The sequence below is a fragment of the Streptomyces sp. NPDC057654 genome, from assembly GCF_042800135.1.
Lineage (GTDB): Bacteria > Actinomycetota > Actinomycetes > Streptomycetales > Streptomycetaceae > Streptomyces.
In genome coordinates, this window is the sequence record NZ_JBHVHQ010000572.1 from 1 (window position 1) to 5,704 (window position 5,704).

Consider the following 5,704-nt stretch of genomic DNA (forward strand, 5'->3'; position numbering starts at 1 on the left):
GCTCCGCTAAGCGCGGCTACCGGGCCTTGCCCAGACGGCCCTGATCAGACGGGCCTTGCCCAAACGGGCCTGCCGCCGAGCGCGGCTACCCGTCCCCCGATTCCGCGTCCAGTTCCGCGGTCGTACGGCAGCCGCAGTCGGCCCCCGGCGGCGGCTCGACCGGCCCGAACCGGCATCCCTCCTGCCGATGCTCGGCCCGGCGCAGCGCGGCGACGGCGGCCTCCAGCTCTTCGAACAGCTCCCAGGACAGCACGGCCGCCACGGGTTCGCCGTCCTCGGTCAGCGCCGTCGGAATCCCGGTCGCCCGGACGCGGCTGATGATGGTTTCGAGAGCTTCGGCAGAGGCCGCCGCGGCGGCCGTGCTCGCGGTCGGCAGCTCGGAGAGCCGGTCGAGGATGTCCACGCCCGGACAGTACGAACCGGAGGGCCCCAGCGCAAAACCGCCGGGCCAAGGCAGTGGCCAGGGCATCATCCTCGGATGACCCACATCGGACTCGTAACCCTCGTCGTCCGCGACTACGACGAGGCCATCGCCTTCTACGTCGACGCCCTCGGCTTCGAACTCGTCGAGGACACCCGTATCGACGACCGGAAACGCTGGGTGGTCGTCGCGCCGCCCGGAGCGCGGGGGACGGCGGTGCTGCTCGCTCGGGCCGTCGGGACCGGGCAGGCGGCGCGGGTTGGGGATCAGACGGGCGGGCGCGTGGGGATGTTCCTCAATACCGATGACTTCGCGCGGGATTACGACCGTATGCGGGCGGCCGGGGTCCTCTTCGAGGAGGCTCCCCGGCGGGAGCCGTACGGCACGGTGGCGGTCTTCCGGGACCTGTACGCGAACCGGTGGGATCTGCTCCAGCCGTGCCGCGAGGGCTGAAGATCAGGCCGCCGCCGTCACCCGCCGCGTCGTGGCGATCGTCGCCGAGCCCACCACCCGCGTCCCGTCGTACAGCACGATCGCCTGGCCGGGGGCCACGCCCCGGACCGGCTCCGTGAAGGTGACGGACAGTTCGGAGCCGTTCACCGGGTCGGCGTGGACTTCGGTTTCGCCGCCGTGGGCGCGGAGTTGGGCGGTGTAGGCGGCGGGGGCGGTGGGCGGGGCGCCGCACCAGCGGGGGTTGACGGCGGTGAGGGCGGTGACGTCGAGGGATTCGACGGGGCCGACCGTCACCGTGTTGTTCACGGGCGAGATGTCCAGGACGTAGCGCGGCTTGCCGTCCGGGGCCGGGGTGCCGATGCGCAGCCCCTTGCGCTGGCCGATGGTGAAGCCGAAGGCGCCCTCGTGGGTGCCGAGCTTGGCGCCGGACTCGTCGACGATGTCGCCCTCGGCCGTGCCGAGGTGACCGGCGAGGAAGCCCTGCGTGTCGCCGTCGGCGATGAAGCAGATGTCGTGGCTGTCGGGCTTCTTCGCGACGGCGAGCCCGCGCCGCTCGGCCTCGGCGCGGATCTCGTCCTTGGTCGTGAGGGTGTCGCCCAGCGGGAACATGGCGTGGGCGAGCTGCCTCTCGTCCAGGACGCCGAGCACGTACGACTGATCCTTGGCCATGTCGGAGGCGCGGTGCAGTTCGCGTTCGCCGGAGTCGGTCCGTACGACCGTGGCGTAGTGGCCGGTGCAGACCGCGTCGAAGCCGAGGGCGAGCGCCTTGTCCAGCAGCGCCGCGAACTTGATCTTCTCGTTGCAGCGCAGGCACGGATTGGGCGTCCGCCCGGCCTCGTACTCGGCGATGAAGTTGTCGACGACGTCCTCGCGGAAGCGTTCGGCGAGGTCCCAGACGTAGAAGGGGATGCCGATGACGTCCGCCGCGCGGCGCGCGTCGCGCGAGTCCTCGATGGTGCAGCAGCCGCGCGCGCCGGTTCGGAAGGACTGCGGGTTCGCGGACAGCGCCAGGTGGACGCCGGTCACGTCGTGACCGGCCTCGACGGCGCGGGCGGCGGCGACGGCGGAGTCGACGCCGCCGGACATCGCGGCGAGTACGCGCAGCCGGGAGCCGTCGCGGGGACCAGTGGGCGCACCAGGGAAGTCGGCACCAGGGAAGTCAGTCATAGCCCGTCCAGGGTAACGGGCCCCCGCACCCCGGGCCGCTATGAGAAACCCGGCTACGAGAAACCCGGCTACGAGAGCGGACCCGGCCACGAGGGCCCCGCTACGAGAGACCCGCCGAGCGGGCGCGCGCCACCACCGGGCCGATCGCCTCCGCCACCGCCGCGACGTCCGCCTTCGTCGACGTATGGCCGAGCGAGAAGCGGAGCGTGCCGCGCGCCAGCTCGCGGTCGGTGCCGGTGGCGAGGACCACATGGCTGGGCTGGGCGACGCCGGCCGTGCAGGCGGAGCCCGTGGAGCACTCGATGCCCTGGGCGTCGAGGAGCAGGAGCAGGGAGTCGCCCTCGCAGCCGGGGAAGGAGAAGTGCGCGTTGGCGGGGAGCCGGCCGGCCGGATCGGGGTCGCCGCCGAGGATCGCGTCGGGGACGGCGGCGCGTACGGCCGTGATCAGGTCGTCGCGGAGCGCGCCGATCTCCCGGGCGAAGGTCTCACGGCCCTCGGCCGCGTGCCGCGCGGCGACCGCGAAGGCCGTGATCGCCGGGGTGTCGAGAGTGCCGGAACGCACATGGCGTTCCTGGCCGCCGCCGTGCAGCAGCGGTACGGGCGCGTACTGGCGGCCGAGGAGCAGCGCGCCGATCCCGTACGGGCCGCCGATCTTGTGGCCGCTCACCGTCATGGCGGCGAGGCCGGACGCCGCGAAGTCGACGTCGACCTGGCCGAACGCCTGGACGGCGTCGGCATGCATGGGGATGCCGAACTCCCCTGCCACATCGGCCAGTTCACGCACCGGCATGATCGTGCCGATCTCGTTGTTGGCCCACATGACGGTGGCCAGCGCCACATCGCCGGGTTCGCGCTCGATGGCCGTGCGGAGCGCGTCGGGGTGGACCCGCCCGTACGCGTCGACAGGCAGGTACTCCACCCGCGCGCCCTCGTGCTCGGCGAGCCAGTCGACCACGTCGAGCACGGCGTGGTGCTCGACGGGGCTGGCCAGTACGCGCGTACGAGCCGGGTCGGCGGCGCGCCGGGCCCAGTACAGGCCCTTGACGGCGAGGTTGTCGGATTCGGTGCCGCCGGCGGTGAAGACCACCTCGCTGGGGCGCGCGCCGAGGCAGGCGGCGAGGGATTCCCGCGCCTCCTCGACGATGCGGCGCGCCCGCCGCCCGGCGGCGTGCAGCGAGGAGGCGTTGCCGGTGACGGCGAGCTGGGCGGTCATCGCCCGCACCGCCTCGGGGAGCATCGGGGTGGTGGCGGCGTGGTCGAGGTAGGCCATGGTGGGACGATTCTACGAGCCGGGGTGGGGGCGCGTGCCGGGCGCATCGGCACAGGCCCCTGAGCGCCCCCTCTGCACCCTGGACAGCGGCTCGGGAGCTCGGCTCACGACGACTCGCGAACGGCTCGCGAACGGCTCGGGAGGGGCTCGGGAGCGGCGCCGGAGTCGCCCCGAAGCGGAGCAGCGGTTTCAGCCGATCGTCCCGCCCCTGTCCCCCGCTCCCTCAGGCCGTATCCCCGCAGCTCCCGGCGCGTACCCGGAGATCAGCGCACGATGGTGAACCGACCGCTCTCAGACCGGCAGACCTCGTCCGCATGCGTGCGAAGGTCCACGCTGTAGACGTATTCGCCGGCCGGAACAGTGCTCGGCAGCATGTCCTTGAAGGAGAACACGTCGGAGATCTGCTCCTCTCCATTCCAAGCGGTCTCCACGAGCTCGGGCGGTTCCCCGCCCGGCCGGATCTGAAACAGATTGATCGACAACACGGCCTCCGTGGGACTGGCGGCGTCGCGGTGGATGTCGATCCGGGCCTTGCCCCCGGCCCGAAGGACGGTGCCCGCTGCGGGCGCGGTGATGGTCACTCCGACGCAGCCGGCGTCGTCCGCGGGGGACGACAGGTGCGCGGAGTGGCGGCTCTGCGCGGTGGCGGCACCCGTGCCGAGCAATCCCGTGGCGAGGGCGGCCAGGCTCAGTGTTGCTGCGGCGGATCGGTGCATGCGGCATATACGACGCATAGGGGCTCCTTCCGAAGCGCCTGAAATGGCGCGTGGCGGCAGCCGCGGACGTGACGGCTACTACCGGCCATCAAAGGGCTGTCCTGAGGAGAGCCGCATTCGCGGTGGGCCGATCGGGTGACCCAAGCCCACCCAAGCCCCAGCCCCCAGCCCTTCAGTTCTCGGCCCTTCAGCCCCTCACCCCATCACCGGCCGTGCCAACTGGCGCGCCTGGGCCACCAGGCGGTCCGCGCTGTCCCAGACCTCGACGTCCTCCTCCATGAAGCCGCCCGCGAGATTGCGGGTGGTCAGGGCGACGCGCAGCGGGCCGGGGGCGGGGCGGCAGCGGATGTGGGCGGTCAGTTCGATGGTGGGGACCCAGCCCTTGAGGCCCAGCTCGAAGGCGGTCGGCGGGAGGGCGTCCACGGCCAGCAGCAGCGCCAGCGGGTCGGGGTCGCGGCCGTCCGCCAGGCCGAACCAGCCGCGCATCTCGCCGAGGCCGCTGGGTGAGCCGACGGCCCAGCCGCAGGTGGCGGGGTCGAGCCGGATGTCGAGACGGTCCGCGATCTCGGTGGTGTCCGGCACGTCGCCGTCGTGCCGGCTCAGGCAGCGCTCGTACGGGGGCAGGTTCGGCGGCTTGGCCGAGGTGCGGACGTCGTCGGGGAGCGTGTCGAGGTCGCCGTACGTGGCGAGGGCGCGGAGTCGCTCGACCTCGTTGCCGTCCGCGTCGTACTGGAAGAGGGACGCCTGACCGACGGAGAGCGTACGGCCCGTGCGTACGGTCTCGGTGCGTATGACGGCCGGGCCGGGGCGGGACGCCGAGAGGTAGTGCGCGGTGATGGAGTACGGGTTCGGGTGCGGCAGCGCCTCGCCGAGCGCCCGGCCGAGCAGGGCGAGCAGGAAGCCGCCGTTGACGGCGCCGAAGATCGTCCAGCCCGACGAGAGGTTCGCCTCGTACACGCCGTCCCCGCGCGGCGTGAGCGCCGAATCGCGGTCGAATTCACTGACGGACGCGTTGTCGCCGTAGCCGCCGTGGCTGCCGTTGCCGACGTGGCTACCGTTGCCGACGTGGCTACCGTTGCCGACGTGGCTACCGTTGCCGACGTGGCTGCCATTGCCGCCGTTGCCGCCGCGACTGCCGTAGCTGCTGTTGCCGCCGTGGCTGCCATTGTCTCCGTAGCCGCTGTTGCCGCCGTTGCCGCCGTTGCCGCCGTTGTCCCCGATGGTTGCCTGTGCCATGAACCGCACGCTACACCGAGGGGTTACCGACTGGTAAGGGCAATCCGGCGGTGCCCCCCTGAGGCTCGATACCACGCAAGTCCGGATTGTTCCTCACGCCTGATTGTTCCCCCGCGCCTGCGATGATGACGCCCATGCTTCACGTGCTCTACCTGGTGGGTGTCTCCGCTTTCGCCGCGAGCGGGGTACTGGCGGCCCACCGGGCCAACATGGACCCCTTCGGCGGGCTCGTCCTCGCCTTCGCCGCCGCGATCTCCGGCGGCACCCTCCGCGACCTCATCCTCAACCGGCACCCGCTCTACTGGACCCACGACTGGGTCCTGCTCACGATCATCGCCTGCGTGGGCGCCGCCACCATGGCCTTCCTGCGCTATCGCACACTGCCGCAGCGCACGCTGCTGGTCGTGGACGCCGTCGGCCTCTCCGTCGTCACCGTGATCG

The 5,704-nt window shown here is 72.2% G+C and carries 7 protein-coding genes; 2 read left to right on the forward strand and 5 right to left on the reverse strand.

Translation table 11 applies throughout. From position 1 onward, the window contains the following. Window positions 1-85: 85 nt before the first annotated feature. Window positions 86-403, reverse strand: coding sequence for a hypothetical protein (locus ACFU99_RS30915; protein WP_384398298.1), 318 nt, complete (start codon window positions 401-403; stop codon window positions 86-88). Between the two features lie 75 nt (window positions 404-478). On the opposite strand from ACFU99_RS30915, the gene ACFU99_RS30920 reads away from it, so the two are divergent. After that, window positions 479-874, forward strand: coding sequence for a VOC family protein (locus tag ACFU99_RS30920; RefSeq protein ID WP_384398300.1), 396 nt, complete (start codon window positions 479-481; stop codon window positions 872-874). A 3-nt stretch (window positions 875-877) separates the two neighbouring features. Here ACFU99_RS30920 and mnmA read toward each other — a convergent pair whose 3' ends face one another. The 4 genes from mnmA to ACFU99_RS30940 all read right to left on the reverse strand — a co-directional run bounded on the left by mnmA (window position 878) and on the right by ACFU99_RS30940 (window position 5,263). Further along, window positions 878-1,960: a tRNA 2-thiouridine(34) synthase MnmA gene (mnmA, locus tag ACFU99_RS30925; protein WP_384398311.1), complete on the reverse strand. Its 1,083-nt coding sequence runs from the start codon at window positions 1,958-1,960 to the stop codon at window positions 878-880. A 181-nt stretch (window positions 1,961-2,141) separates the two neighbouring features. Continuing rightward, window positions 2,142-3,311: a cysteine desulfurase family protein gene (locus ACFU99_RS30930; protein ID WP_384398302.1), complete on the reverse strand. Its 1,170-nt coding sequence runs from the start codon at window positions 3,309-3,311 to the stop codon at window positions 2,142-2,144. Window positions 3,312-3,574: 263 nt separating this feature from the next. Continuing rightward, window positions 3,575-4,027 (reverse strand): hypothetical protein, encoded by a 453-nt coding sequence (locus tag ACFU99_RS30935; protein WP_384398304.1) that lies wholly within the window; start codon window positions 4,025-4,027, stop codon window positions 3,575-3,577. Between the two features lie 195 nt (window positions 4,028-4,222). Continuing rightward, window positions 4,223-5,263 carry a thioesterase family protein gene (locus ACFU99_RS30940; RefSeq protein WP_384398306.1) on the reverse strand — a complete coding sequence of 347 codons (1,041 nt, stop codon included), beginning with the start codon at window positions 5,261-5,263 and terminating at the stop codon, window positions 4,223-4,225. Window positions 5,264-5,397: 134 nt separating this feature from the next. Here ACFU99_RS30940 and ACFU99_RS30945 point away from each other — a divergent pair. Continuing rightward, the coding region (locus ACFU99_RS30945; protein WP_384398308.1) for a trimeric intracellular cation channel family protein at window positions 5,398-5,704 on the forward strand (307 nt) is incomplete at its 3' end.